This window comes from Niallia oryzisoli, assembly GCF_043641075.1.
Classification (GTDB): domain Bacteria; phylum Bacillota; class Bacilli; order Bacillales; family Cytobacillaceae; genus Bacillus_BD; species Bacillus_BD oryzisoli_A.
The window spans coordinates 1,474,176-1,499,478 of the sequence record NZ_JBHZRC010000001.1 but is presented as its reverse complement, the minus strand read 5'-3'; the positions used below and the strand labels follow the sequence as shown (position 1 = coordinate 1,499,478).

Genomic DNA, 25,303 nt, shown 5'->3' with positions numbered 1-25,303 from the left:
TATGCAGTCTACAGATATTAGGATGTGAACCAATGAAAGAAAACAGAAGACAAATAATTATTAATGAAATTACATATTGGAAGAAAAATCGCTTACTTCCTGAACATTATTGTGACTTTTTGTTAGCTATTTATACTGAAGGGAATGGCCTGCAGGAAGAACAAAAAATTAAATTACAATGGCTGAGAAAAGAGCTGTTTTTGCTTCTAATTATCCCTATTATGATGGTTTTATTATATTTTACTGAATTATCTCTCATTTTGCAATTGGTCATTGTAATCATTTTGATATTACTTGGTATTTATCTTACAGCTTTTTATAAAAAGAAAGGGTTATTATTTCAGATTCCACTAATTGTGACGGCACTGAGTTTATTATTTGCTTCTGTGAAAATAACGTTAACTTTATTTCCTGATAATATTATCGGTCTATATACGGTATTAGGATTTAATTGTTTCGTATGGCTTGCTGGAGGTTGGAAATTTAAACAGCTGCATTTTACTCTTTCAGGCTTATTGGGAATTATTTTATTGGGCCTCTCGTTTTTTAGTGATAAACTCTTTTAAATCATTACATCCTTTTTTTAAACATAAAATTGAATGGAGATATAAAATTCATTTACATGGGGGGATGGTAATGAATTTTGATTTGTCCACTGAACAGTCTATGATTAAAAAGATGATAAAGGAATTTGCCGATGAGGAGGTAGCGCCGGGTGCGCTGGAGAGAGACAGGCAAAAAAAATTTCCGCTTGATGTGTTTCAAAAATTATCAAAGCTTGGAATGATGGGTCTGCCTTTTCCGGAAAAGTACGGCGGTGCAGGTGCAGACACAGTCAGTTTTGCTATTGTAACGGAAGAGCTAAGCCGTGCCTGCGGGTCAACGGGAATCACATATTCTGCACATATATCTTTAGGTGGGGCTCCACTTTTTTATTTTGGAACAGAGGAACAAAAACAAAAATATTTGATTCCAATTTGTACGGGGGAAAGCTTAGGTGCTTTTGGATTAACGGAGCCTGGTGCAGGCTCAGATGCAGGCGGAACAGAGACAAGGGCAGTCGAACAAAATGGGGAATTTATTATTAATGGAAATAAGTGCTTTATTACCAATGCAAGCTATGCTAAGCACATAGCAATTACAGCTGTGACAGGGAAAAAGCAAAATAAAAATGAAATAAGTGCTATTATTGTTCCAACTAGTTCTCCCGGCTTTACTATCCTTGATCAGTATGAAAAGATGGGACTCCATTCTTCAAATACAACAGAGCTGATACTGCAGGACGTACATGTACCGACTGAGCATCTGCTTGGAAAAAAGGGTGAAGGCTTTAAGCAATTTTTAGCGACACTTGATGGCGGACGTATTGGAATTGGTGCAATGGCTGTAGGAATTGCTCAGGCTGCATATGAGAAAGCGTTAAGCTATGCAAAAGAAAGAAAGCAATTTGGTCAATCCTTAACCTCTTTTCAAGCAATCCAGTTCAAACTTGCCGAAATGGCCATGAAAATTGAGTTAGCAAGAAACAGTGTCTATAAAGCGGCATGGCTGAAGGATGAAGGCAGGCCATTTGCAAAAGAAGCAGCAATATGTAAATTATATGCTTCCCAAATCTGCATGGAAGTTACTGACCAGGCTGTGCAAATCCATGGCGGCTACGGATATATGAAGGATTATCATGTAGAACGATATATGCGTGATGCGAAATTGACGGAAATAGGAGAAGGAACTTCAGAGATTCAGCATCTTGTCATTGCACGGTCAATAGGCTGTTAACAAGACAAAAGGTAGGTACGTTCAATACTAATGATTAATCTTCATCCAAAAGGGTGAAGATTTGTTTTTTTTAGAAACTAAATGTGACAAAGTTTGATATAAGGTCTTTCACTTCTGTAGGTTTTCGAGTAAAATAGGAATTGTTTAAATATATTAATTAGTTAAAAAGTTTCTACATAGGGGAGGGTAATTGTTATGAAACGTAATCCGATTATACCTTTTGTTACAATTATGGTTATCGGAGTATTAGCCATGTTTCTTCTGTCATTCAAAGGTATTGGCGATTCAAAGGAATTAGCAGCTGAACTTGAAGGCGGCGGAGAAGCGAAAACAGAAGAAGTGGCTGCAAATCCTGAGGATATCTATAAGCAAAACTGTATCAGCTGTCACGGTGATCAATACCAAGGAGGAGTGGGGCCTTCCTTAAAAGGTGTTGGCGACAGATTATCTAAAGATCAAATTGCAGACGTTGTTACAAATGGTAGAAATGCTATGCCTCCAGGCTTAGTCCCAGCTGAAAAAGCCGGCGAAATGGCTGAATGGCTAGCTGGTCTTAAATAAGATGATAGAAGAAAACGCATTCAGTTACACAGAAAAGCTCCAGCACCTTTAATCTCGAGGGGCTAGGTGCTAGAGCTAGACACCTATGCAAGTTTAATCAGTTATAATTTGTTTATATTTAAATTCGTCTTGTCCTTTGCATATGCAAGGGACTTTTTTTATACTTAAACAGGATAGATGCAACAGACTGCCGATGAAAAATGAAAAAATGAAGGTTAAGTGGTGAAGGAATGAATAGTGAGAAATTATCATACCGTTTAGAGACTGTGACAAAATACATACCTCAGGATTACAAATTAGCTGATATTGGTTCAGATCATGCCTATTTGCCGTGCTATGTTATTCAAAATGGCATTGTGCCTTGGGCTGTAGCAGGAGAAGTCGTAGAAGGACCCTTTCAGTCGGCTAGAAGACAGGTAGAGGAAGAAGGATTAACTGATAAGATTTCAGTGCGTAAAGGAGACGGGTTAGAGGTTATCAAAAAAGGTGAAGTAGATTGTATCACGATCGCTGGGATGGGAGGGGCACTTATTGCAAGCATACTTGAAAAAGGCAAGGATAAGCTTGAACATGTTAAAAGGCTTATTCTCCAGCCAAATATAAGTGCCATATCCATTCGAACCTGGTTACTGGAGAATGGCTGGGGACTGATAGGTGAAGAAATTATCGAGGAAGATGGAAAAATATACGAAATCCTTGTTGCTGAAAAGGGAAAGGAAAAACAGGCGTATCACGACGACCTTGAAAAAGGTTTATTATTCGGTCCTTTTTTGCTGCGGGAACATAACCCTACTTTCCTTAAAAAGTGGGAAGGTGAGAAGATTAATTGGTTAACTATTGCTGAAAAGCTCGAACAAGCATCAAACACAGTTGAGAATAGGAAGAAAAAAGAGGAGCTAATGAAAAAGATAAAAATGGCTGAGGAGGTTTTGGAAGATGAAAAAGATTAATGGACATGAAATAATCCAGTTGTTTGAATCATTTGCTCCGAAGCAATTAGCAATGGAGGGAGATAAAATAGGATTGCAGGTCGGCCGATTAAATAGGCCTGTACAACGCGTCATGATCGCGCTGGATGTATTGGAAGATGTGGTGGATGAAGCGATTGAGAAAGAAGTGGATCTCATTATTGCACATCACCCGCTTATATACAGACCGTTACAAACTCTTACTACCGATAAACCACAAGGAAGAATAATTGAAAAGCTGTTGAAACATGAAATAGCGGTATATGCTGCACATACGAATCTTGATGTGGCAAAGGGCGGGGTAAATGACTTATTAGCAGAAGCGCTGCAGTTGACTAATACGAAAGTTCTTTCTCCCACCTATGAAGTAAAGTTAAAGAAGCTTGTTGTTTTTGTTCCTAAGGAGAATAGCGGGAAAGTGAAGGAGGCCCTCGGCAATGCGGGTGCAGGGGCAATAGGGAACTATAGTCATTGTCTGTATACATCATCTGGAATTGGGCAATTTCTCCCGGGAGAAGCTGCAACTCCTTTTATTGGGCGTAATGGACAGCTTGAAGTGGTGAACGAAGAGAGAATTGAAACCATTTTTCCGGATTTTTTGGAGAGAAAAATAGTCCAATCAATGCTAAAGGCACATCCATACGAGGAGGTTGCCTATGATATTTACCCGTTAGACAACAAGGGGGAAGAACTGGGCCTTGGTAGAATCGGTGAAATAGAAGAAACAACATTAGAGGATTTTGCTAAGTTTGTTAAACAAGCACTCGATGTGCCGGCACTTCGTGTTGTTGGAGACTTGTCAGCGAAGGTGAAAAAAGTTGCAGTCCTTGGCGGGGATGGAAATAAATATATTTCATCTGCAAAATATAAAGGGGCAGATGTCTATATAACAGGTGATTTATATTACCATGTGGCACATGATGCGATGATGATGGGGTTAAATGTGATTGACCCTGGACATAATGTGGAGAAAGTGATGAAACAGGGTGTAACACGTTATTTGATGAATAAATGCCAGGAAAAAGGATTTGATGTAACGATTTTTCCATCTGAGAAGGTAACAGAGCCCTTTCAGTTTATCTAATTGAATCAAAAAAGCAGCGGTAAAACTATTCCGCTGCTTTTTATTTCATATAAAGTTAACTCTTTTTTACCTTCGGAAGAATCTTATTTAATGGAACTTTATTTTCTGTTACCCAAGTAGATGAATCTGTTGGGTCGAATTTTTCTAAGAAGGTTATGACTTCTTTTGTAATGGGTGTTGGTGTAGAAGCACCTGCAGTAACGGCCACTGCTTTTGCATCTTTAATCCAATCAAGGTCAAGCTCGGTAATATCGGCAATCCGGTATGCCTTTGTATGGGCAATCTCTTCAGAAACTTGGGCAAGACGATTTGAATTATTGCTTCGCGGGTCCCCAACGACAATTAAGACATCAGCTTCAACAGCCTGCTCGGCAACAGCCTCTTGTCTAATCTGTGTCGCAAGACAAATTTCGTTATGAAATTCTGCATGCGGATATTTTTCTCTAATTTTATCCATCACATGTTTGACATCCCATTGACTCATGGTTGTTTGGTTTGTAACAATAATCTTTTCTGCATCAAGTGTTAAATTTTCAACATCCTGTACATTTTCAACTAAATGAACAATATGTGGAGCGATCCCAATAGCTCCTTCTGGTTCAGGATGGTTTTTTTTCCCGATATAAATAACGGTATAGCCCTCTTTCTCTTTTTCTCGAATGAGGTCATGTGTTTTCGTTACATCTGGACATGTTGCATCAATGCTGACAAGTCCCTTTTGTTTAGCAAGCTCCCTGACCTCAGGTGATACACCGTGTGCAGTGAAAATGACTGTCCCGCCATCAACCTTTTCAAGAATCTCTCTGCGATTTTTTCCGTCTAATGTGATGATGCCTTCTTCTTCAAATGCATCTGTAATATGTTTATTATGGACAATCATGCCTAATATATAAATAGGACGTGGTAATGTTTTATCTAAGGCCGCATTGCGGGCGATTACCATAGCATCCACTACACCATAGCAATAACCGCGCGGAGCAATTTTTATTACATTCATCTCCGTTCCTCCCAGTCGCTTCATTCTCATTCATTATAGTAAACAATGAATATTATAGCAAAACCAAAATCAAACAGTTAGTCTTGTGTATAATTGATTTATCCAGTCTTAGGTGTGATCCAATGTAAATTTCTCAAAAAAAAGAATGCCGTTTCCAGCATTCTCTTTATATATACAGTTTAGGAGTAGACGGCAGTGGAGTACGATTAGTTGCTTCCGCCTTTGCTTCCGATTCCTGATCAGAGTCAAAGTCCTTTTTATTAATGCTTGTTGTTTTCTTATCAGTAGAACTTGTTTCTGAATTACTGAATTCCGGAGCATCCTTTAGCCCGCGATATAGCCTCCACAATGATGGGAGATTCTTGACAATCGGCCCGTATTGTTGAACCATTGGTCCCACCTGTTGTGCAGTATTTAAAATTTTTTGTGTATTTGATAAAAAGCCGTTTATCGAAGAAGGGTTTGTTAGTGTTTTAAGAAAAGACCCTCCACCTCCACCTGCCTGCAGCTGAGGACCACCGAACATAGCTCTGCTGTTAACTCCTGTCCTCGCTCCCTTTCCCAGCAGCTTTGATAGAATCCCTCCTCTTTGTCGCATCTGCGGATACATACCCCTCATTGGGTTCATCGGCGGCCTTCCGTAAGGATTATAGTAATGGGGGGGCATCCCTTGCGATGGAAATCGATATCTAGGCATCATATTGCAGTGCCTCCCTTCTGGTCATTATCATCTATCATTCATCCCAATTACGATTAATTCTTATAAACCACTTATATCATATTCATATCTGCTCATTATGTTTGGGGTATTTGCGGAAATACAACCTATAAACTCTAAACTCGGGGGGTGGCTATTCTGCCTGAAATTGATTATAATATAATGATGGTTATAACAGGCTATTTTTACAGCATTTTGGCAATCATAATGATGTATAGCCTTTAATATAAAGGAGTTTAATTAGATGAATGAGACAAAATTTGAACGTTTCAACTTGAAACCGTTTATTATAGAAGCTGTAAAAGAACTTGGCTTTTATAAGCCAACTGAAATTCAAGAGCGAATTATACCTACAGTACTAAAACGAGAAAGTGCCATTGGACAATCGCAAACCGGTACGGGTAAGACGCATGCATATGTACTACCGGTTGTTCATGGTATCGATCCTGAACGCCAGGAGGTTCAGGCCATTTTTACAGCTCCTACAAGGGAATTAGCCACGCAAATCTATCAGGAAACATTAAAGATTGTTCAGCATTGTCCGGAGGGCCAGGAGATATCTGTTCGTTTATTTATCGGGGGTACTGATAAGCAGAGAACAATCGATAAGCTAAAGACACAGCCGCAAATAGTTGTTGGGACACCAGGCAGGATTAGTGATTTAGTAAAGGAACAAGCACTGGTTGTACATACAGCACCTATGCTTGTGATTGATGAAGCTGATATTATGCTTGATATGGGATTTCTCACTGATGTTGATTATATTGCAGCCAGGATGCCACAGAATCTGCAAATGTTGATTTTCTCAGCAACCATTCCGGAAAAGTTAAAGCCGTTTATGAAGAAATATTTAGAGAACCCGAAATATATTAATGTTGAGCCAAAGCAGGTGACAGCTGCTAAAATTGAGCATTATTTACTGCCAGCAAAACACCGCAATAAAGTAGGGTTGGTTCATCAGGCATTGCTCCATTTTAACCCATATTTAGCCATTGTTTTTACCAATACAAAGAAAAAGGCAGATGAGGTTGCAGACGGTTTAATGGCTAAGGGTTTAAAGGTAGGCCGTATTCACGGAGATTTATCACCGCGTGAGCGAAAAAAAATGATGAAGCAAATTGTCGATTTGGAGTTTCAATACATTGTGGCAACTGATTTAGCAGCACGTGGAATTGACATTCAAGGAATAAGTCATGTAATTAACTTTGAACTTCCTACCGATCTTGATTTTTACATCCATAGAGTGGGGAGAACTGCTCGCGCCGGTTATTCTGGTATTGCGTTAACGATTTACGAGGATTCCGATGAGGATGCGTTAAACCGTCTAGAAAAAATGGGTATTGAATTTAAAAATGCCGATTTTCAAAATAAAGAATGGGTTGAATTGGAAGACAGAAACAAACGAAGAAATCGAAAAAAACAGGTTGATGAAATTGACGTAAAGGCTAAATCCCTTTTCCAAAAGCCGAAAAAGGTCAAGCCGGGCTATAAAAAGAAAATTCAACACGAAACAGAAAACTTTAAAAAGAGAGCAAAAAGATTGCAAAAGAAAAAGTAAGAGCAAGGGGAGAGATGAATGTTAAAAATTGGTTCACATGTATCAATGAGTGGAAAAAAGATGCTGTTGGCAGCAAGTGAAGAAGCTGTTTCCTACGGCTCTAACACGTTAATGATCTATACGGGTGCCCCGCAAAATACAAGAAGAAAAAAAATTGAAGATCTAAATATTGAAGCTGGAAGAAAACATATGGAAGAGAATGGCATACATGAAATTATTGTCCATGCTCCATATATTATTAATATTGGTAATGCGGTAAATCCTGCTACATTTGAACTTGGTGTAAACTTCCTGCGTACTGAAATAGAGCGAACAGAGGCAATTGGGGCAAGTCAAATTGTTCTTCACCCTGGTGCCCATGTAAAGGAAGGAACAGAAGTAGGAATTAAGAAGATTATTGAAGGATTAAATGAAGTATTAACCGGAAATGAAAAGGTTCAGATTGCCCTTGAGACAATGGCAGGAAAAGGATCTGAGTGCGGAAAATCCTTTGAGGAATTAGCTATGATCATTGACGGTGTTACACATAATGATAAATTATCCATTTGTTTTGATACTTGTCATACTCATGATGCTGGTTATAACATTGTAGAAGATTTTGATGGTGTATTGAATGATTTTGATCATATTATTGGAATTGATCGGTTAAAGGTTCTTCATATCAATGACAGTAAAAACGTACAGGGCTCGAGAAAAGACCGTCATGAAAATATTGGGTTTGGTCATATAGGCTTTAAGGCGTTAAATTATGTTGTTCATCATCCTCAGTTAACAGAGGTTCCTAAAATTCTTGAAACGCCTTTTGTCGGTGAAGACAAAGATAATAAGAAACCGCCGTATAGACATGAAATTGCCATGCTAAGAAATAAAACCTTTAATGAACAATTACTCCGTGATATCGTAAATGAAGCCTAAAACAGGCAGCCAGGCACCTTACTCATCGTGTGCCTGGTCTTATATATGATTGCACAAGCGTCAAGTACCGGCTGGTCAGGCGCTTGCGCTTTTTTTATTTCATTAATTCTACAAGCAGACGATTGACTTCCTTTGCTGTTTCAATATCAGTTGCTCTGGCAATTTCCTTAATCAGAGTAGCTCTCTCTCTATCATCAAATATATTTACTTGTCTGCCTCTTAAATATTTGGCTATTTGGACTGCTTGTGAGTTAGTAATTGAGATTTTAAAAATATTAGCATATCTCAATAATTCTTCTGGTGTAATGGTATTGATTTTATGATTAATGATGTTAGCAAATATTTTCATGTCATCACTCCTCCATTGATAAAATATGTTTGGTGCGAATGAAGAGTGACTGATTATGGCTGTTGAATAATAAAGATTCCAGCTTTACATTTTTACGTGCTTCTTGTATACTCTAAATCGGAATGATTTCGGAATTCGGGTGATGTAATGAGTTTTATTATTCAGATAAGCGGACTTTCATACCGCTATGAAAAGGAATATGTACTAGAAGATATTAACCTTTCCGTGAAAAAAGGTTCTTTCCTTGGAATTGTCGGGCCAAATGGTTCCGGAAAATCAACCCTGTTAAAGCTCATTCTTGGGCTCCTAAAAGCGCAACAGGGAGAGATTAAGCTATTTGACGAAGATATTAGCCGATTTAAAGATTGGGAACGGATAGGGTTTGTTTCACAAAAAGCAAACTCCTTTAATACGGGATTTCCGGCAACCGTATATGAAGTAGTAAAGAGCGGATTAACGAAAAAAATCGGCTTATTCCGTTCGTTTAAAAAAGAGGATCAAACAACCGTTCTAGAAGCAATTGACTCAGTTGGACTACTTCCTTATTTAAAACGCAATATAGGTGAGCTGTCTGGTGGTCAACAGCAGCGCGTTTTTATTGCCAGATCACTTGTCAGCAAGCCTGAGCTTTTAATTCTTGATGAACCGACTGTTGGCGTTGATGCACAAAATGTCCGTTCCTTCTATGAAATGCTTGGTGATTTAAATAAGAGACTAGGGATTACTTTAATGCTGGTTACACATGATATCGGAACCATTACGGATAAAGTGACACATGTAGCTTGTTTAAATAAACATCTGCATTTTCATGGAAATACTCATGAATTTGAGGAACAGAATAAGAATGGTTTAGCTGCTTTTTATGGATATGATCTCCACTTGTTAAACCATGACCACTCTCATGACCATGGACATGATCACAACCATGGAGGGAAATTCTCATGATGGCAGGAATGTTTCAATATGAATTTTTACAAAATGCATTCTTAACGGGTATCATTATCGGGGTTATTGCCCCGCTTATTGGCGTATTTGTTGTGGTCAGAAGGCTTTCCTTGATCGCAGATGCACTAAGCCATGTTACACTTGCAGGGATTGCAGCAAGTCTTTTAATTGAAAAGAAATTTTTGGCAGCAGGCTCACTCAGTCCCATATATATGGGAATGGTTTTTTCTGTTGTGGGCTCTTTGTTTATTGAGAAACTCCGAACCGTTTATAAGCATTATCAGGAGCTGGCTATTCCAATCATACTGTCTGGCGGTATCGGTTTAAGTGTTATTTTTATTTCTCTTGCGGATGGATTTAATACAGATCTTTTCAGTTATTTATTCGGAAGTGTTTCAGCGGTAAGCAGAACTGATTTATGGCTGATTTTAATCATCAGCATTTTTGTTATTACGATTATTTTTCTATTATATAAGGAATTATTTTTAATTTCATTTGATGAGGAACATGCAAAAGCTTCCGGACTTCCAACTAAAGGACTTCACTTACTGTTCATTATTATGGTTGCACTCGTGATAGCTGCTTCCATGAGAGTGGTTGGAATTCTTCTTGTGTCAGCATTAATGACATTGCCAGTCGCAGCAGCCATTCGTCTTGCAAACGGCTTTAAACAAACGATCATTTATTCCATTCTATTCGGTGAGGCTTCGGTACTGGGTGGTTTATTTATTTCCTATTATCTTGATTTGGCACCTGGTGGAACGATTGTCATGATTTCAATCATTATTTTAATCCTGTCAATACTAGTAAAAAAATGGATTGTGAAAAGTGCGGTATAAAGGGGTGAAGAAGGATGAATGTTGATCAAGCCATGACGATAATGAAGGAAAAGGGTTATAAGCATACCGGAAAAAGAGAAGAAATGCTCCAATTATTTGCTGACAATAATAAATATTTAACAGCAAAGGACGTATTAGATAAACTTAAAGACCAATATCCTGGGTTAAGCTTTGACACCATTTATCGTAATTTATCACTATTTGTTGAACTGGGAATAGTTGAAATGACTGAACTGTCGGGGGAAAAGCATTTTCGGCTAACCTGTTCACATCATCAGCATCATCATCATTTTATTTGTCTTGATTGTGGGAAAACAAAGGAAATTGAGACATGTCCTATGAACATTCTTACAGATAACTTAAAAGGGTATGATATTTCTGGACATAAATTTGAAATATATGGCCGTTGTCCAGATTGTTTAGCTTAATTAAGAAACAGGCATAACACGTGTAGAATCCTGCGTGATGCTTGTTTTTTTTTGTCTGAAAAAACCAGCGAAGGCAAACATTGTTATAGTTAAAATGCTTTTTTAGTACACAATAGTAAATGTCTTATCAATGAAACCTCTAAACGGGTCATTTAGATAAGACAGTCCAATGCTTCAACTTGGACACACAAAGCATTAGAGAGCGGGGGATCATAATGGCAGATCTAGACCCAAAAGATGTAGAGAAAAATCAATATCAAAAAGAACAAAATGACGGCCAGCTATATGGTGTTGATAATTTTGGAGAAGAGAACTATCGGGAAGAAACGGCAGCTGAAATTGCTGCTCCGACACCGATTAGGCTAAATCAGGGTACCAATACCAATGAAAAGAATGAAGCAAAAGCAGAAGGCGGTACTGGAATTGGTTTAGCTGCAATTGCTCTTTCAATTTTATCGTTGTTCGTATTTCCAGTTCTCTTTGGAGCTGCTGGTATTGTTCTAGGCTTTATTGCTCGAGCTAGAGGAGCAAAAACAGGTACTTGGGCTATTACCATAGGAGCGATTTCTCTTATTCTCGGTATGTTCATCCTCCCGTTTTTTTAATAAGCGGCTAGCGCTTTGATTAACAAAAAAAGAAGAAGCCTTGTACAATCAGTACGAGGCTTCTTTCTTTATCATTAGTGATTAGTTTTTCTGATCAGCTTGTTTAGCAAAGTATTCTTCAGCGATTTGGTCTATTTCCTTTTTTAATTCCTCTACAAGGGTAGCTTCTGGAACTTTACGGACAATTTCTCCCTTGCGGAAGAGCAGACCCTCACCGCGTGCACCTGCAATACCAATATCAGCTTCACGGGCCTCTCCAGGACCGTTAACAGCACAGCCAAGTACAGCCACTTTGATTGGTGCTTTAATTTTTTGAATGTACTCTTCCACTTCATTGGCAATACTGATTAAATCAATTTCAATTCTTCCGCAGGTTGGGCATGAAATAAGTGTTGCTGCATTGGAAGAAAGACCGAACACTTTTAACAATTCTCTAGCAACCTTTACCTCTTCCACAGGATCGGCACTTAATGAAATCCGAAGTGTATTTCCTATTCCCTTGCTCAAAATTGCACCTAATCCGGCAGCACTTTTCACTGTCCCAGCAAATAATGTTCCAGATTCCGTAATACCTAGGTGTAGAGGATAGTCAAATGCCTGTGCGGCCTTTTCATATGCCTCAATGGCTAACGGTACATCAGATGCTTTCATCGATACAATTATATCGTGAAAGTCTAAATCCTCGAGGATCTTTATATGATGAAGTGCGCTCTCAACCATACCATCTGCAGTTGGATAACCATATTTTTCTAATATTCTCTTTTCTAATGAACCTGCATTAACTCCGATTCGAATTGGGATCCCTTTTGCTTTGGCAGCATTGACAACGGCTTCAACCTTTTCTCGTTTGCCAATATTACCAGGATTGATCCGTATCTTATCTGCACCGCCTTCAATAGCCTTTAAGGCAAGCTTATAGTCAAAATGGATATCAACAACAAGCGGGATATTAATGCGCTTTTTGATTTCTGATATTGCATTTGCTGCTCTTTCGTCAGGGCAGGCTACCCGTACAATCTGACAGCCTGCTTCTTCAAGCTGATGAATTTGAGCAACCGTTGCGTCCACATCATGTGTTTTGGTTGTTGTCATGCTTTGGATAAATAATTCATTACTTCCCCCAATAGTCAAGTTTCCGACTTTTACGGGACGGGTTTTGGTACGATGTATAATCTCACTCAATGGTGATTCGCTCCTTTAATAATCAATGTTCAAAAGTATGAATGTAGATTAGATTTTTGGAAAATAAAAATGTGGGACATTCTAACCGCCGCCACTCATTATTTTACAGCACTATATTTATTGTAGCAATGAACATAGGAAATTGACAAGGAAGTTGATAGGTTATCTCTTCACGAGCAATACTAATATTACTGCTCTTTGGGGTAACTTGGAAACTTGTAAACCTTTCCTTGTTGAATCTCTTGAGGAGAAATACCATGATTTAACTCCTTGAAATCCGCTATTACCTCTGTTATTGGAACTGAAATGGAATCATTTAGATGTTCCTCAATGATAGATATAACAGTATCACCGGCATCTACTTTTTCTTCAAAGTATGATCGTTCTTCTCCTGTGTTATTTTCCGAATTGGAGTTCATCTTAGAAACAGCTGTTTCCTTTGTAAAACTAGCAGGAAGAGTACCTTTGCTTAAGTCGTAATAGATAGCATATAAGATAATAATGGTGATTATTACTGTGACTAAGCGCTTCAACATTACTTCCCCCTCATGTTAATTATTATCATCTATATGCATGAATTAGACTAAATAGAACAATTAATAGTTTTAGATAAAAGTCTGATAGAAAGAACCTAGAATAGACTTAACATTTGGAAATATGATTGAACAAAACTGGTCAGTAAGCTATAATTTGAATAATGTATATAACTGGAAGAGGGGAGACAATTGGCAAACAATTGGTCGGAGGAAAATCTAATCTCGATACGGGAAAGAGCTTACTTGCACTTGAAAGATCTTATTCTAGAAGGGGAGCTAAAAACAGGAGACCGTTTAGTAGAAAGAGAATTGGCAGAAAAATTAAATATAAGTCGGACCCCGATTCGGGAAGCCTTGTTTCGATTGGAATCTCTTGGATTTGTGAAAACAGTTCCACGTAAAGGTGTAATCGTTGCAGATATTACCGAAAAAGAAATTCTTGAGGTTTTTACCATACTTTCTTCTTTAGAGGTTTTAGCAGCAAAATTAGCAGCTCAAAAATTAGATGAAGATACAAAAAAGAGGTTTCAAGCAAGTATAATAAAAGTCGAAAATTATTTAACGGATCAAAATAGTACGGATTATGCTTCATTACATAATGAACTGAATGATTTACTGTATCGTTCTGCTAAGAATACGAAGCTGTTTGACATGCTAAGTGGACTATCTGATTATATTCGAGCCTTTGCAAAAACTGGTTATAGAAATGAAGGCAGACCAGAGCAGTCCATGAAGGAACATGTAGAAATCATGAAGGCAATAATGAATCAAGAAGCAGAAATGGCTGAATATCTTACGAAAATCCATATTGAAAATTCAAAGAAGGCGTATATTGACGCAGTCAATCATGATAAAAGTGAATAGTAAACAAAAAAAGAAGAGCATTGTAGCTCTTCTTTTTTTGTTTTTCCTGAATAATACACAGCTTAAGAAATAAGTCCTTGGATATTTTACTAGTGTTGAAAAATAAGTGTAAGGAAATCTAACAAGAGAGTATACAGGTTATTCCTATTGTCATATACTTAAAGAAATTAATTCATAATATTACAAATTATTGGTATAAAAGCAGGGTATAAGAATCACCCGGAGGGAGGGAGAAATGACTCTCATACCCTTATGACAAGCATAGCTAGAATAGTAACAAAAAGAGAGAGTAATAGTAAATGATAATTTTCAAAATATTTAATTTATAAAATTTTCAAAATTGTTGCACAACACTTTAGATTAATGATATATTATTTTCAACACGTCTATAGTGAAAAGGGAGGATGGATGAACTATATAGTTTATAAATATGATAGAGGGATGTGAGGGCCTAAAGATAAAAGGAAAAAACGGCAAAAATGCCCGGAATCAAAAGATCTTATTTTTATTATTGGTATACAAAATACGAAATGCTAAATACAACTTTAAAAATAGGGATCTTTTACAGTAGTCAGCAATTAACAAATTAGACTTTGGAGGGAATATATGGAACTAACATTAGCACATTGGTTGTATGTAGTGGTCACGGTTTCTGTTATTTTGACAATGCTTTTGCGAAAAGGCGTTGTATTACCAACACTCATTGGAACTTTTATAGTTGCTGCAGCTTACAATGGCAGTATAATATCGGGCTTTCAAGCAGTATTTAATGCTAATCTAGTAGCAGCTAAAGAGTTATTCAATATATTCCTGATTATCTCAATCATGATTGCACTACTTAATTCTTTAAAAGATTTGGGAGCAGACAACAAAATGGTAGCTCCTTTACAAAAAATAATGGTAAACGGGCATGTATCCTATATCATTTTAATGGCCGTAACCTATATCATTTCACTCTTCTTCTGGCCAACTCCAGCTGTACCGCTAGTCTGTGCATTATTAGTACCCGCAGCAGTAAAAGCAGGATTACCTGTCATGACTGCAGCCATGGTCGTCTGTATCTCCGGTCAAGGGATGGCGCTTTCATCTGATTATATTATGCAGGTAGCTCCAATGATTAGTGCAAAGGCTGCAGGAATCGAAACTGCTGCTGTATCTGATAAAGTATTAATCCTTTCTTTAATCACAGGGTTTAGTGCACTTGTAATCGTTTACTTAAAGGAACGAAAGTCAATTAAATCCACTTCTTCAACAAACGAAGTTTCTTCAGAAGGACAAGCTTTCCTAGATGCAGCTAGTGAAATGGCTGCGGCTGCAGAAGAAAGTCCAACATTGACTAAAGATAAACAAAGATGGGGAAGCATTTTTGCTGTTCTTGTTCCATTATCAATGCTTGCTATCATGGTTTTCATGTTCCAGGCAAAAATCAGCGGCGGATCTGGTTTAGAGGGTGGTAATGGTGCAGCATTAATAGGAGGCGTTGCAGTAATCCTATTGATCTTGGCTACCATTGCATTTAACCGCTTACATGCATTCGAAAAGATTAGTGAGCATCTGACAGAAGGATTTTTATTCTCATTCAGGGCGATGGCGCCGGTTATTCCAATCGCTGGATATTTCTTCATGGGCAGCTCAGACTTTTCACCAGCTATCCTTTCTTTAGATGCAGATGCTGTTGCCCCAGGATTTCTATTTGATTTAATTCAGGCAGGACAGGATTATATACCACAAAATCCATATATTGCTGGATTTGGAATCTTAATTATTGGATTAATTACTGGTATTGATGGATCAGGCTTTGCAGGACTTCCATTAACAGGAGCTTTATCGGGTGCGTTAGCTAACGGTGGAATTGATGCGGCAACCCTTGCTGCTATTGGTCAAATGGGTTCTGTATGGTCAGGTGGAGGAACAATTATTGCTTGGTCATCACTTGTTGCCATTGCCGGCTTCCTACAGCTATCACCGATGGAGCTTGCGAGAAAGAACTTTGTACCTGTTATTTTGGGACTAAGTATTGCAACACTTGTAGCTATTTTAATATGGTAAAGAAAACAGGGTTATTCCCTGTTTTTTTTACTACACATAAGTATGCTGTATGAATGTATAATAATTTGTTTTTTGAAGGAGTGCAATATATGCAAGGAATAAAAGTTGGATTAGTAGGAATAGGAAAATTAGGGACAGCACTTGTGAGACAGTGGAATCAAAAGAGTAAAGCAATAGGTCTGTATCATCCAAATACAACTAAGCTGGAACAATTTAGCTCTTCATATAAAAATAGTTACCCAGTGACTAAAAGTGAACTGGGTAATTTGGATGTCATCATTCTAGCTCTTTCTGCATCAGACATCATTCCTTTTATTTCGAATCTATTAGAAGAAAATATTTCATTAAAGAATACACAAGTTGTGAATATGGCAACAGCATTATCGACTAGAGACATACAACAAAAGTTTCCTTCACTAAATGTCATTGGTGTTAAATATATGGGGCATTCAAGGGATCTTTTTGAAAATGGCGAAGCTCTTTTTATTTCAGAGACAAAACTGTCTGGTCAAATTAAAGGGTATTTCGAGAGTATTGGAAAAATAAAAAACGATTCTGAGGAACGCCTAATTCAAGTAAATAAATTAGCAACCTATTATGCAGCAAAAGCGGCAATTGAAATAGAGTCTGCCTTTGCTGAAAAAGGATTGTCTTCAGAGTATGCAACAAGAGCATTAACGTCCATTGCACCGGAAGTGATTCGCTCATATAGTAACGGAACACTGGGGCATTTTGCAAAGGAAATCGTTAAGGAGCTGAAAGGTTCAAAAGTGGAGTAAATAGGAGGGGCAGTAATAATAGAAAAAGCCTGAGAAGATTTTAATTTTCTCAGGTTTTTTCTATTTAGAGACTATCCAATGATCATTTCTAAAGCGATTAAATACACCATCGCTAAACCTACATATAATCCTGTAAATGCTAAATTCCAGTTGGAAACTTTAAATGAGCTTTCCTTTATGATGTTTGACATAAGCCCAATGGTTGCATTGTATGGTCCGACTAAGAAAGAAGCTACTGCTCCAGTTAACATGGCCACCGTTAGAACATATGGAGAAATACCAAGTACACTTGGATTTAATGCACCAGCTACTAAAGATAGACTGACTGCAGGGTGAAGACCTACAAAGGCTAGCGCTAATGGAATCAAAGGTAATAGTATTAAAAAGAATTCTGCTCCCATAACATGTATCATGTTAATTGTCTGCTTATTAATAAGCTCATTCGTATGGGAAACCTGTATCGTTGAAATTAAAAAGCCTGCTGATAGAAAAATAAAGAATTGATCCTTCATACCGACTGTAAAGGATTTAAAATGTTCAATCAGTTGAGTGAAAAATTCATTACCTCTTCTTAATAGTAACGCCCAGATTAAAGAAAATGGAATAACCAATAAAGAAACAAGAATGATAAAAGAAAAGTCAAAAGTTGCCTCTAAAGTCGATATAACAACGATGAACAGGACAATAGCCAGTAAGATCTGCAATACCCTAAAGGGAGAATCCTTTCCGTTGCTTTCTTTTGCTGCTGCCAATTCTGAGGCTGTGACAGCCTGTTGATTTTCAATTTTCATAGTAGATTTCTGTCTACCCAGAAACCAATCTAATAATAGTCCAAAAATGCTTAATGGTAAAACAAACGGAAGAATGGAAAGCCAGTTCACTCCGGTCATGCCAACGACTATCCCAACAATTGGAGTGACCGGTGCCCACAATAACGGCATGGCAAATCCTCGAGTAATGGCTCTGCTTAAAAAGCGATTTTCTTCTTTAATCGGAAAGCTGTCCAATGCTGGTCTTATGGAAAAGTAAGTCATAGGCAGTGTGGCTAGATTCATAAAAATACTAAAAAAGTATGATATCCCAGATGTCAGCATATATAATTTTCCGGTTGATTTCACCTTTTTATGAATTACCGTCTTGATGCTTTCACTGTAATCACCTAATTTAATAGGAATTCCTAAAATAGGTACTAACGAAAATAACGTAAGTAAATCGAGCATGGAGCCAAATGAAGAGATATATTGCTTCCAGTCTGCTCCACTAGTCCAAAGCAATACTAAACCAAGTAATAAAAAGATACTGCCTAAGACCCTTACAAAACGCTTTACAATTCCAAATGTACATATCACAATCACTAAACATAGAATCGAAATGTACGGATCGATACCAAGCTGAGGAAGCAAGGTTGCAAGTAAATATAGCAGTATAGCGGATAAAAATAGAAATCTTAACATGACATCACCCTAACCTTTTCAAAATAAGTTCAGTTGCTTTTCTGGTATACCAAAGATCGATTTTTATATCAAATATTAATAAATTTACCATAAATTTCGGTATTTGGTATACAATTTAATAAAAACATTGTATAATCAAATTGTAAGAAATAATAAGAATTCCCGGAGGTTAGAACTATGTTAAACTTTTTATTCGGTTCTCAAAAAGCGGCAGAAAAGTCTGAAAAGAAGTTAGCAATCCTTAGAAAATTACTAAAGTTTTAACATATATGCATATTATAACCGTCACTACTGAATGACGGTTTATTTTTTTGTCAATTTAGGATCGTGGTTTACTTTATAAAATACTAATCCCGGAGAGATAAGTATTCTCTCCGGGATTAGTATAAATCATACAGCAGCATTTTCAGACTTAATTAATTTTGAATGCTGGGAATCCTCACTATTACCAGATGCCTTTACGATTTCATTTAGTTCTTCACGTGCTCCTTCAATTGTTGGGAAGGTTTCAAAGAACTTAACATGGATGTTGTTAACATATTCTTTGCCATCATATTTTTCATATAATTTAATTTTTGCATTGTCATCCACAATCTTTGCAATCGTATAAGTCGCTTTAAGGCTGTCGAAAAAATAAAATTGATACGTTTCGATTATTTCTAAAGCATCATTCTCCAGCACAGTTTGGAAAGTGTCTTTATTTGTAAAGACAGCATACTTTTCCATAAATCCATCACTCCTTTAGTATTGATTGTACATAAGCGGTACATTGAACATGTTAACAGGTAAATTTGCATTTGGGATATTGTATACCAAAATCCTTATTTACTAGTTTATATGATGATATCTAAATATTCAACACAATTTTCTAAATTTTTAAATAACACTATATAAATGTTGTTTTTGCTTTTCTAGCAAAGTTCTTGTATAATTAACTTAGTTTTCAAAAAACTTAGAAAAATATAGCAAAGGGGCGATTGTATGCCAAAGGTCATTCTTCATGTAGATGGAAAAATTGTTGAAAAAGAAGTGAAAGATAATGCTAATCTAGTAGTTTTAGCTGGAACCCTCCAATTTCCAGAAATAAAATATGGTTGTGGAATGGGAAGATGTACGAAATGTGTATGCCAGGTGATTGATGGAGCTGATGGGGTAACACCACCTAATTGGAAGGAAGAAAAGATGCTTGGTGACAAATTAAGTGAAGGCTATCGTTTAACATGTCAAATGACAGTGCAAAAGGATATTGAAATTTCTCAGGATAATATCAAAATTGATCCTCCGAAGAAAAAATTATCTTCAACTATTTAATCGTTTATTTTTAGGTATACAAAATACCGTTTTGATTATAAAAGTAACATGAAAGAAACTAAGATTTAATGAATAAGAGAAAAAGCAGGTGATGAAATGGCTTGTTATGATCTAACAGCTATGACTTGGGAAGAAGTTAAGGAATCATTGAAAGATGTTAAGTTTGCTATTATCCCGATTGGTGCACATGAACAGCATGGCCCACATATGGCTGAAAGCTGTGATGCTGTACTAGCTGAAAGAATGGCAAAAAAACTAGGTGAAAAGATGTATCCATATGCACTTGTTACACCAACAATTAATATGGGAGTTTCACAGCATCATTTAAATTTCCCTGGTACGATATCGCTTCAGCCAACTACGCTGATTGCCATTCTTAAGGATATGATCTCATCTTTAAAACACCATGGAATCGAAAAGTTTCTACTATTAAATTCTCATGGCGGTAACCAACCAACATTAAACGTAGCATCATTGACACTGTCAAATGAATTAAATGTAGAAGTATACTATGCAAAAACAACTGCATCTGCTAAGAATGCAATTGGCAGACTAGTTGAATCAAAGCTTTTTGGACATAGCTGTGAACGTGAAGTATCAGAGGCATTATATTTAGCGCCTGAACTCGTTCGTAAAGAAAAAATTGTAAAAGGCGCTATCCAGGAAGAAGGCAGATGGAAGCAGCTAAGACCAGGAAAGGCGATCCAAGGGTACTATGCCTATGAAGAAATGACTGAAAATGGCTGCATTGGCGATGCGACAAAAGCCAGCTTGGAAATAGGAGAACAAATTGTAGAAGAGGCATTGGAAAATCTATCAAGGGAACTCCATACATTGTTAAACATAGAAGTTGCTGTCTCTAAATAAAGGCATTTAAAACAATCTTTAAAATTTTTAAAAAATTTAGAAAACACTATTTACAAATTATAAAATATAGTTTAATATCTACTTAACGGTATACCAAATACCAAAAAACAAAAGAATAGAAGGATAAAATAAAGAACTACCTTTTGTTTTTAGAGTATATGGTATACAAAATATCAAATACCAACTTATACTAACTCATAATTTTGGTAAACATTAAGGAGGAAACAATAATGACTGAATTATTATCAAAAGACGAATTTCGTAGAGAATTAGAGGAAGCGATTAAGGGAAATCACAGCCAAAAGGCTCCATTTACAGTTGCTTGGGCTGAAGGAAAATTAGAAAGAAAGCACTTTGCTAAATGGGCTGAAAACCACTACCACTATGTAGGACCTTTCGCAAACTACCTAGCTTATATCTATCACAATACTCCAGATATCGCTGAGTATGAGTCAGCAAAAGACTTCACTCTACAAAATATGTATGAGGAAGAAATTGCTGCAGACCGTCATACAGATCTATTAATCCGTTTTGCTGAAGCATGTGGCACAACTCGTGAACGAGTTCAGGACCCTAAAAACATGGCAGCTACAACATTAGGTCTTCAAAGCTGGTGCTACTCAGTTGCAGCACGTGAACACTTTGTTGTAGCAACTGCAGCACTAGTAGTAGGATTAGAATCTCAAGTACCAGATATCTACCGTAAGCAAACTCCAGCACTACGTGAGCAATACGGATTTACAGATGAAGAAATCGAATTCTTTGATCTTCACATCGTATCAGATGAAATTCACGGTGAGCGTGGTTATAAAATCGTTCTAGATCATGCGAATACTCCAGAATTACAACAACGTTGTATTGAAATTGTTCGTGTAGGTGCAAACATGAGAAGAATGTACATGGATGGTTTATATAGAGAGTACTTAGAACAAGATCTTGGTGCATTAGTAGAAAATAAATAATAATGTCATGACTAAGGAGGGGGATTAACAGCTTCCCCTTCTGGGCCGTCAAATATAATCTTCTAACCGAGATTCTACATGACGGCCCATTTTTATAAATTTTGCGAAATGATAATAAATAGGGAATAGGTGATAGAGTGCTTACAACAAAAGTAGAAACATTCAGCAACTATATTAATGGTGAATGGACAGAATCTGTAAGTCAAAAAACATTTGCCAATATTAATCCAGCTAATACGGAAGATATTGTTGGGAATTTTCAAGCCTCTAATGAAGAAGATGTAAAGCAAGCTATTGATGCAGCAATTGAAGCTTTTCCAAGCTGGGCTGCTACGTCTCCTTCTAAACGTGCTGCTATCTTAAATAAAGCTGCTGCTATCCTTGAAGAGAATGCAGACGCTCTTGCTGAAGAATTAACTAGAGAAGAAGGAAAGCATGTTTCAGATGCTAAGAATGAAGTGATCCGTTCAGCTCAAACACTACGATTTTACGCAGTAGAAGGGCAAACCTTTACTGGAGAAACCTTTCCAAATGATGATCCAAATATGAAAGTTTCAACTGAGAGAGAACCACTTGGGGTTATAAGTGTCATTACTCCTTGGAATTTTCCTATTTCGATTCCTTCTCGTAAGATTGCTCCAGCATTAATTACAGGTAACACTGTTGTTTTTAAACCTTCATCAGATACCCCTCTTATAGCAGTACGTCTTGTTGAGGCATTACATAATGCAGGTATACCAAAAGGCGTTATTAATCTAGTAACGGGGAAAGCTTCTGATGTAGGGGATTTATTGGTTACCCATCCAGCGATTAAGGCTGTAACCTTTACTGGTTCAACAGCAGCAGGTGAAGATATTCATAGTAAATCTTCATTTACAACTAGAACACAAATGGAATTAGGCGGCAAAAACCCTATTATTGTCATGGATGATGCAGATGTAGAGCAGGCTGCTACATTGACTGTTAACGGTGGTTTTTCTTTAACAGGTCAGGCTTGTACTGGAACGAGCCGCGTGATTGTACTGAAGGAAGTAAAAAATGCATATGTTGAAAAATTAATAGAAAAAACAAAAGCACTAAAAGTAGGCAATGGCTTTGAAGCAGGTGTAAAAATTGGCCCGTTAGCAAATGCAAAGCAGCTGAAGAATGTTCTGAACTATATTGAAATTGGTAAAGAAGACGGAGCTACACTTGTATATGGCGGTGAGCAGCTGACAGACGGTGAGTATAGTAAAGGATACTTTGTTAAACCAGCTATTTTTACCGATGTTCGTCCAAGTATGAGAATTGCTAAAGAAGAGATCTTTGGTCCTGTCATTGCCATTATTGAAGTAAATTCGTACGAGGAAGCGATTGAGATTGCTAATGATGTAGAATACGGCTTATCTGCTTCTATTATTACAAATAACCTAAAGACTGCACATCAATTTACAAAAGATATACAAGCTGGAACGGTTAAAGTAAACCGTACGACAACTGGTAATCTAATGAATGCTCCATTTGGCGGAGTGAAAAGATCAAGTACTTCAACATTCCGTGAATCCGGAAGAGTTGGATTGGAATTTTTCACACAAGTAAAAACAGTCTATGTTGGCTACTAATTAAGAAGGTTATTGTTAAAGCAAATTGTTTATTAATAAGGTTGATTGAAGTGGAAGGCACGAAGACTCCTGCGGGAGAAGCGAGACAGTCGAGACCCCGCAGACACGTAGTGTCGAGGAGGCTCGGCGGTCGCCCTAAGGTGCGCGAAGTTTCTTGAACGGAAATCAATTACTAAGTTCTAATAAGAAAACAGATAGAGGAGAATACAAAAATGAAGACAGCTTTAAAATTAGAATTAGAAGAAGCAAAAGTAATGATTGAGGCTGCTATAAAGAAATCAGAAGAAATCAATGTGTTAGAAACAATCGCTATTGTTGACGATGGTGGCTATGTCATTGCGCTAGAAAGAATGAACGGAGCACGTATCACTGGTCCTGAAATTGCGATTGCCAAAGCATTTACAGCTGCGGGTCACAAACGTTCCACACATTTATTTAACAAAGAGCCAAATGGACCAGCATTGCCTGGTAATGAAGCATTTGGAATTCAACATATGCTTGACGGCAAATTTGCTATTTTCGTTGGCGGTTTCCCGATCGTTGTTAACGGTGAGGTAGTAGGTGGAGTAGGCATAAGCGGTGGTAACGGCGAGCAGGATACTGCAGTAGGTACAGCTGCACTAAAAGCATTACAAGATTTAGTGGCAGACAAAGGCTATGAAGTTATTACTGATGCAGATATAAAGAAATAAGAATAGCTGGGACCTCATTCATTCTATCTCTTATGGTGAAATGAGGTCCTTATTAAATAGAGCGTTAGAAAGACTGTTATTTTTTTTTAAGAAAAGAGGAGATGAGGTTGAATCCTTACGTTGAATTATCTATTGGATTTGCCCGTACAGGTTTAACAGGATTTGGAGGAGGACCTTCAACCATTCCATTAATAGAATATGAGGTTGTAAAAAAATACAAATGGATGTCAGAAGATGAGTTTGGTGATGTGTTGGCGCTGGCAAATACTTTACCGGGACCAATTGCGACGAAAATGGCTGCATATATTGGTTACAAAGTTAAAGGAGGCCTAGGGGCGATCGTTGCCATTCTTGCTCATATTTTGCCATCAATTATTGCTTTAATTGGATTATTAGGAGTACTTTATGCCTATCGTCATTCACCAATTGTCAGTGGTATGGTTCTAGGTGTTACTCCTGTCATCGGCTTTATGTTAGCGGAAATGGCTTATAGCTTTTATAAAAAAGGGCATAAGGGTTTAGGTTTGTCAAAAATGATCATCTTTACGGTTATTTCCTTTGTTACGATGCAAATCATCGGAATTCATCCAGGGATCTTAATAGGAGCCTTCTTACTTTCAGCGTTTTTCATTGCACGACAGAAGAAAAAGGCTGCTAAGACAACGGAAGTCATTATTGAGAGAAAGGAAAAAAGCTTATGATGTATTGGGATCTTTTTCTGGCATTTTTAATATCAAATTTATTAGGCTATGGCGGTGGCCCCGCAACGATACCGTTAATCCAAAATGAAGTAGTGAATAATTATGGCTGGATGTCTTTATCAGAATTCGGAGATTTATTAGCCATTGCTAATGCATTACCAGGTCCAATCGCAACAAAGCTTGCTGGGTTCATTGGCTATGAGATAGGTGGAGTACTAGGAGCGATTATTGCACTTGCAGGAACAATTTTACCATCAGCGATTGCGGTCATTATTCTATTTAAGTTTGTTGATTTATTTAAAGATTCAGCAGAAGTTAAGTTAATGACAAAATCTGTTCAACCTATTATTGCTGTACTTCTTGCAGTAATGGCCTATCAATTCTTTCTAACAGCTTTTCAAAGCAGCGGAATTATTCATTTATTATTGTTAACAGTGCTAAGCTTCTTGACATTGATCAAATGGAAGATCCATCCTTCTTTAGTAATAATGGGTGCTCTAATATATGGCGGAGTGTTTCTATCAGGCAGCTGATTAGGAACACAATAGTAAGGGGGGGAGTG

Annotated in this window: 28 protein-coding genes; 21 read left to right on the top strand and 7 right to left on the bottom strand. The window is 37.3% G+C overall.

Annotation, left to right across the window (positions count from 1 at the left end; genetic code table 11):
* The first annotated feature begins 32 nt into the window (after positions 1–32).
* The 5 genes from ACHUFV_RS07685 to ACHUFV_RS07665 all read left to right on the top strand — a co-directional run bounded on the left by ACHUFV_RS07685 (position 33) and on the right by ACHUFV_RS07665 (position 4,389).
* Entirely contained in the window at positions 33–566 is a 534-nt protein-coding gene (locus ACHUFV_RS07685) for a hypothetical protein (protein ID WP_394232996.1), read from the top strand.
* A 70-nt stretch (positions 567–636) separates the two neighbouring features.
* The gene (locus tag ACHUFV_RS07680; RefSeq protein WP_394232995.1) at positions 637–1,776 is read left to right on the top strand and encodes an acyl-CoA dehydrogenase family protein; all 1,140 of its coding nucleotides are present in this window, start codon (positions 637–639) and stop codon (positions 1,774–1,776) included.
* A 195-nt stretch (positions 1,777–1,971) separates the two neighbouring features.
* Positions 1,972–2,337, top strand: a complete 366-nt coding sequence (gene cccA / locus ACHUFV_RS07675; protein ID WP_394232994.1) for a cytochrome c550 — start codon at positions 1,972–1,974, stop codon at positions 2,335–2,337.
* A gap of 230 nt (positions 2,338–2,567) precedes the next feature.
* Entirely contained in the window at positions 2,568–3,287 is a 720-nt protein-coding gene (locus tag ACHUFV_RS07670) for a tRNA (adenine(22)-N(1))-methyltransferase (protein WP_394232993.1), read from the top strand.
* Positions 3,274–4,389, top strand: coding sequence for a Nif3-like dinuclear metal center hexameric protein (locus tag ACHUFV_RS07665; RefSeq protein WP_394232992.1), 1,116 nt, complete (start codon positions 3,274–3,276; stop codon positions 4,387–4,389). The genes ACHUFV_RS07670 and ACHUFV_RS07665 overlap by 14 nt, the downstream gene beginning before the upstream one ends.
* Before the next feature lie 55 nt (positions 4,390–4,444).
* Here the strand turns inward: ACHUFV_RS07665 and ACHUFV_RS07660 are convergent, their stop codons facing one another.
* Together ACHUFV_RS07660 and vrrA are read right to left on the bottom strand one after the other, a co-directional pair.
* Positions 4,445–5,386 (bottom strand): 4-hydroxy-3-methylbut-2-enyl diphosphate reductase, encoded by a 942-nt coding sequence (locus ACHUFV_RS07660; RefSeq protein ID WP_394232991.1) that lies wholly within the window; start codon positions 5,384–5,386, stop codon positions 4,445–4,447.
* Positions 5,387–5,552: 166 nt separating this feature from the next.
* The gene (vrrA, locus tag ACHUFV_RS07655; protein WP_394232990.1) at positions 5,553–6,086 is read right to left on the bottom strand and encodes a VrrA/YqfQ family protein; all 534 of its coding nucleotides are present in this window, start codon (positions 6,084–6,086) and stop codon (positions 5,553–5,555) included.
* Positions 6,087–6,348: 262 nt separating this feature from the next.
* On the opposite strand from vrrA, the gene ACHUFV_RS07650 reads away from it, so the two are divergent.
* Together ACHUFV_RS07650 and ACHUFV_RS07645 are read left to right on the top strand one after the other, a co-directional pair.
* On the top strand, positions 6,349–7,662 hold the full coding sequence (locus ACHUFV_RS07650; RefSeq protein ID WP_394232989.1) for a DEAD/DEAH box helicase: 1,314 nt from the start codon (positions 6,349–6,351) through the stop codon (positions 7,660–7,662).
* 18 nt (positions 7,663–7,680) lie between these two features.
* Positions 7,681–8,577 (top strand): deoxyribonuclease IV, encoded by an 897-nt coding sequence (locus ACHUFV_RS07645; protein WP_394232988.1) that lies wholly within the window; start codon positions 7,681–7,683, stop codon positions 8,575–8,577.
* Positions 8,578–8,671: 94 nt separating this feature from the next.
* Here the strand turns inward: ACHUFV_RS07645 and ACHUFV_RS07640 are convergent, their stop codons facing one another.
* Positions 8,672–8,926 carry a DUF2624 domain-containing protein gene (locus tag ACHUFV_RS07640; RefSeq protein WP_394232987.1) on the bottom strand — a complete coding sequence of 85 codons (255 nt, stop codon included), beginning with the start codon at positions 8,924–8,926 and terminating at the stop codon, positions 8,672–8,674.
* Positions 8,927–9,073: 147 nt separating this feature from the next.
* Between ACHUFV_RS07640 and ACHUFV_RS07635 the strand changes: the two genes are divergently transcribed.
* The 4 genes from ACHUFV_RS07635 (at position 9,074) to ACHUFV_RS07620 (ending at position 11,743) form a co-directional block, all read left to right on the top strand.
* On the top strand, positions 9,074–9,871 hold the full coding sequence (locus ACHUFV_RS07635) for a metal ABC transporter ATP-binding protein (RefSeq protein ID WP_394232986.1): 798 nt from the start codon (positions 9,074–9,076) through the stop codon (positions 9,869–9,871).
* Complete coding sequence (locus ACHUFV_RS07630) at positions 9,868–10,710, top strand: metal ABC transporter permease (protein ID WP_394232985.1); 843 nt, start codon at positions 9,868–9,870, stop codon at positions 10,708–10,710. The genes ACHUFV_RS07635 and ACHUFV_RS07630 overlap by 4 nt, the downstream gene beginning before the upstream one ends.
* A gap of 14 nt (positions 10,711–10,724) precedes the next feature.
* A complete protein-coding gene (locus ACHUFV_RS07625; protein ID WP_394232984.1) occupies positions 10,725–11,138 on the top strand; it encodes a Fur family transcriptional regulator in 414 nt (137 codons plus the stop codon).
* A gap of 215 nt (positions 11,139–11,353) precedes the next feature.
* Complete coding sequence (locus tag ACHUFV_RS07620) at positions 11,354–11,743, top strand: hypothetical protein (RefSeq protein ID WP_394232983.1); 390 nt, start codon at positions 11,354–11,356, stop codon at positions 11,741–11,743.
* 81 nt (positions 11,744–11,824) lie between these two features.
* Here the strand turns inward: ACHUFV_RS07620 and ispG are convergent, their stop codons facing one another.
* The gene (gene ispG / locus ACHUFV_RS07615; protein ID WP_394233426.1) at positions 11,825–12,916 is read right to left on the bottom strand and encodes a flavodoxin-dependent (E)-4-hydroxy-3-methylbut-2-enyl-diphosphate synthase; all 1,092 of its coding nucleotides are present in this window, start codon (positions 12,914–12,916) and stop codon (positions 11,825–11,827) included.
* 197 nt (positions 12,917–13,113) lie between these two features.
* A complete protein-coding gene (locus ACHUFV_RS07610) occupies positions 13,114–13,458 on the bottom strand; it encodes a hypothetical protein (protein ID WP_394232982.1) in 345 nt (114 codons plus the stop codon).
* 192 nt (positions 13,459–13,650) lie between these two features.
* Between ACHUFV_RS07610 and ACHUFV_RS07605 the strand changes: the two genes are divergently transcribed.
* The 3 genes from ACHUFV_RS07605 to ACHUFV_RS07595 all read left to right on the top strand — a co-directional run bounded on the left by ACHUFV_RS07605 (position 13,651) and on the right by ACHUFV_RS07595 (position 17,153).
* Positions 13,651–14,325: a GntR family transcriptional regulator gene (locus ACHUFV_RS07605; RefSeq protein WP_394232981.1), complete on the top strand. Its 675-nt coding sequence runs from the start codon at positions 13,651–13,653 to the stop codon at positions 14,323–14,325.
* Between the two features lie 606 nt (positions 14,326–14,931).
* A complete protein-coding gene (locus tag ACHUFV_RS07600; RefSeq protein ID WP_394232980.1) occupies positions 14,932–16,374 on the top strand; it encodes a hypothetical protein in 1,443 nt (480 codons plus the stop codon).
* A gap of 89 nt (positions 16,375–16,463) precedes the next feature.
* Entirely contained in the window at positions 16,464–17,153 is a 690-nt protein-coding gene (locus ACHUFV_RS07595) for an NAD(P)-binding domain-containing protein (protein ID WP_394232979.1), read from the top strand.
* 71 nt (positions 17,154–17,224) lie between these two features.
* Here ACHUFV_RS07595 and ACHUFV_RS07590 read toward each other — a convergent pair whose 3' ends face one another.
* Positions 17,225–18,607: a hypothetical protein gene (locus ACHUFV_RS07590; RefSeq protein WP_394232978.1), complete on the bottom strand. Its 1,383-nt coding sequence runs from the start codon at positions 18,605–18,607 to the stop codon at positions 17,225–17,227.
* Positions 18,608–18,997: 390 nt separating this feature from the next.
* Positions 18,998–19,333, bottom strand: a complete 336-nt coding sequence (locus tag ACHUFV_RS07585; protein WP_394232977.1) for a hypothetical protein — start codon at positions 19,331–19,333, stop codon at positions 18,998–19,000.
* A gap of 255 nt (positions 19,334–19,588) precedes the next feature.
* On the opposite strand from ACHUFV_RS07585, the gene ACHUFV_RS07580 reads away from it, so the two are divergent.
* From ACHUFV_RS07580 to ACHUFV_RS07550, 7 genes are all read left to right on the top strand, one after another.
* Complete coding sequence (locus tag ACHUFV_RS07580; protein ID WP_394232976.1) at positions 19,589–19,918, top strand: 2Fe-2S iron-sulfur cluster-binding protein; 330 nt, start codon at positions 19,589–19,591, stop codon at positions 19,916–19,918.
* A gap of 96 nt (positions 19,919–20,014) precedes the next feature.
* A complete protein-coding gene (locus ACHUFV_RS07575; protein WP_394232975.1) occupies positions 20,015–20,785 on the top strand; it encodes a creatininase family protein in 771 nt (256 codons plus the stop codon).
* Between the two features lie 230 nt (positions 20,786–21,015).
* Positions 21,016–21,747, top strand: a complete 732-nt coding sequence (locus ACHUFV_RS07570; protein ID WP_394232974.1) for a TenA family transcriptional regulator — start codon at positions 21,016–21,018, stop codon at positions 21,745–21,747.
* A gap of 137 nt (positions 21,748–21,884) precedes the next feature.
* The gene (locus ACHUFV_RS07565) at positions 21,885–23,348 is read left to right on the top strand and encodes an aldehyde dehydrogenase family protein (RefSeq protein WP_394232973.1); all 1,464 of its coding nucleotides are present in this window, start codon (positions 21,885–21,887) and stop codon (positions 23,346–23,348) included.
* A 212-nt stretch (positions 23,349–23,560) separates the two neighbouring features.
* Positions 23,561–24,040, top strand: a complete 480-nt coding sequence (locus ACHUFV_RS07560; RefSeq protein ID WP_394232972.1) for a GlcG/HbpS family heme-binding protein — start codon at positions 23,561–23,563, stop codon at positions 24,038–24,040.
* A gap of 101 nt (positions 24,041–24,141) precedes the next feature.
* A complete protein-coding gene (locus tag ACHUFV_RS07555; RefSeq protein WP_394232971.1) occupies positions 24,142–24,741 on the top strand; it encodes a chromate transporter in 600 nt (199 codons plus the stop codon).
* Positions 24,738–25,274: a chromate transporter gene (locus ACHUFV_RS07550; RefSeq protein WP_394232970.1), complete on the top strand. Its 537-nt coding sequence runs from the start codon at positions 24,738–24,740 to the stop codon at positions 25,272–25,274. Before ACHUFV_RS07555 ends, ACHUFV_RS07550 begins: the two co-directional genes overlap by 4 nt.
* The last annotated feature ends 29 nt before the right edge of the window (positions 25,275–25,303 follow it).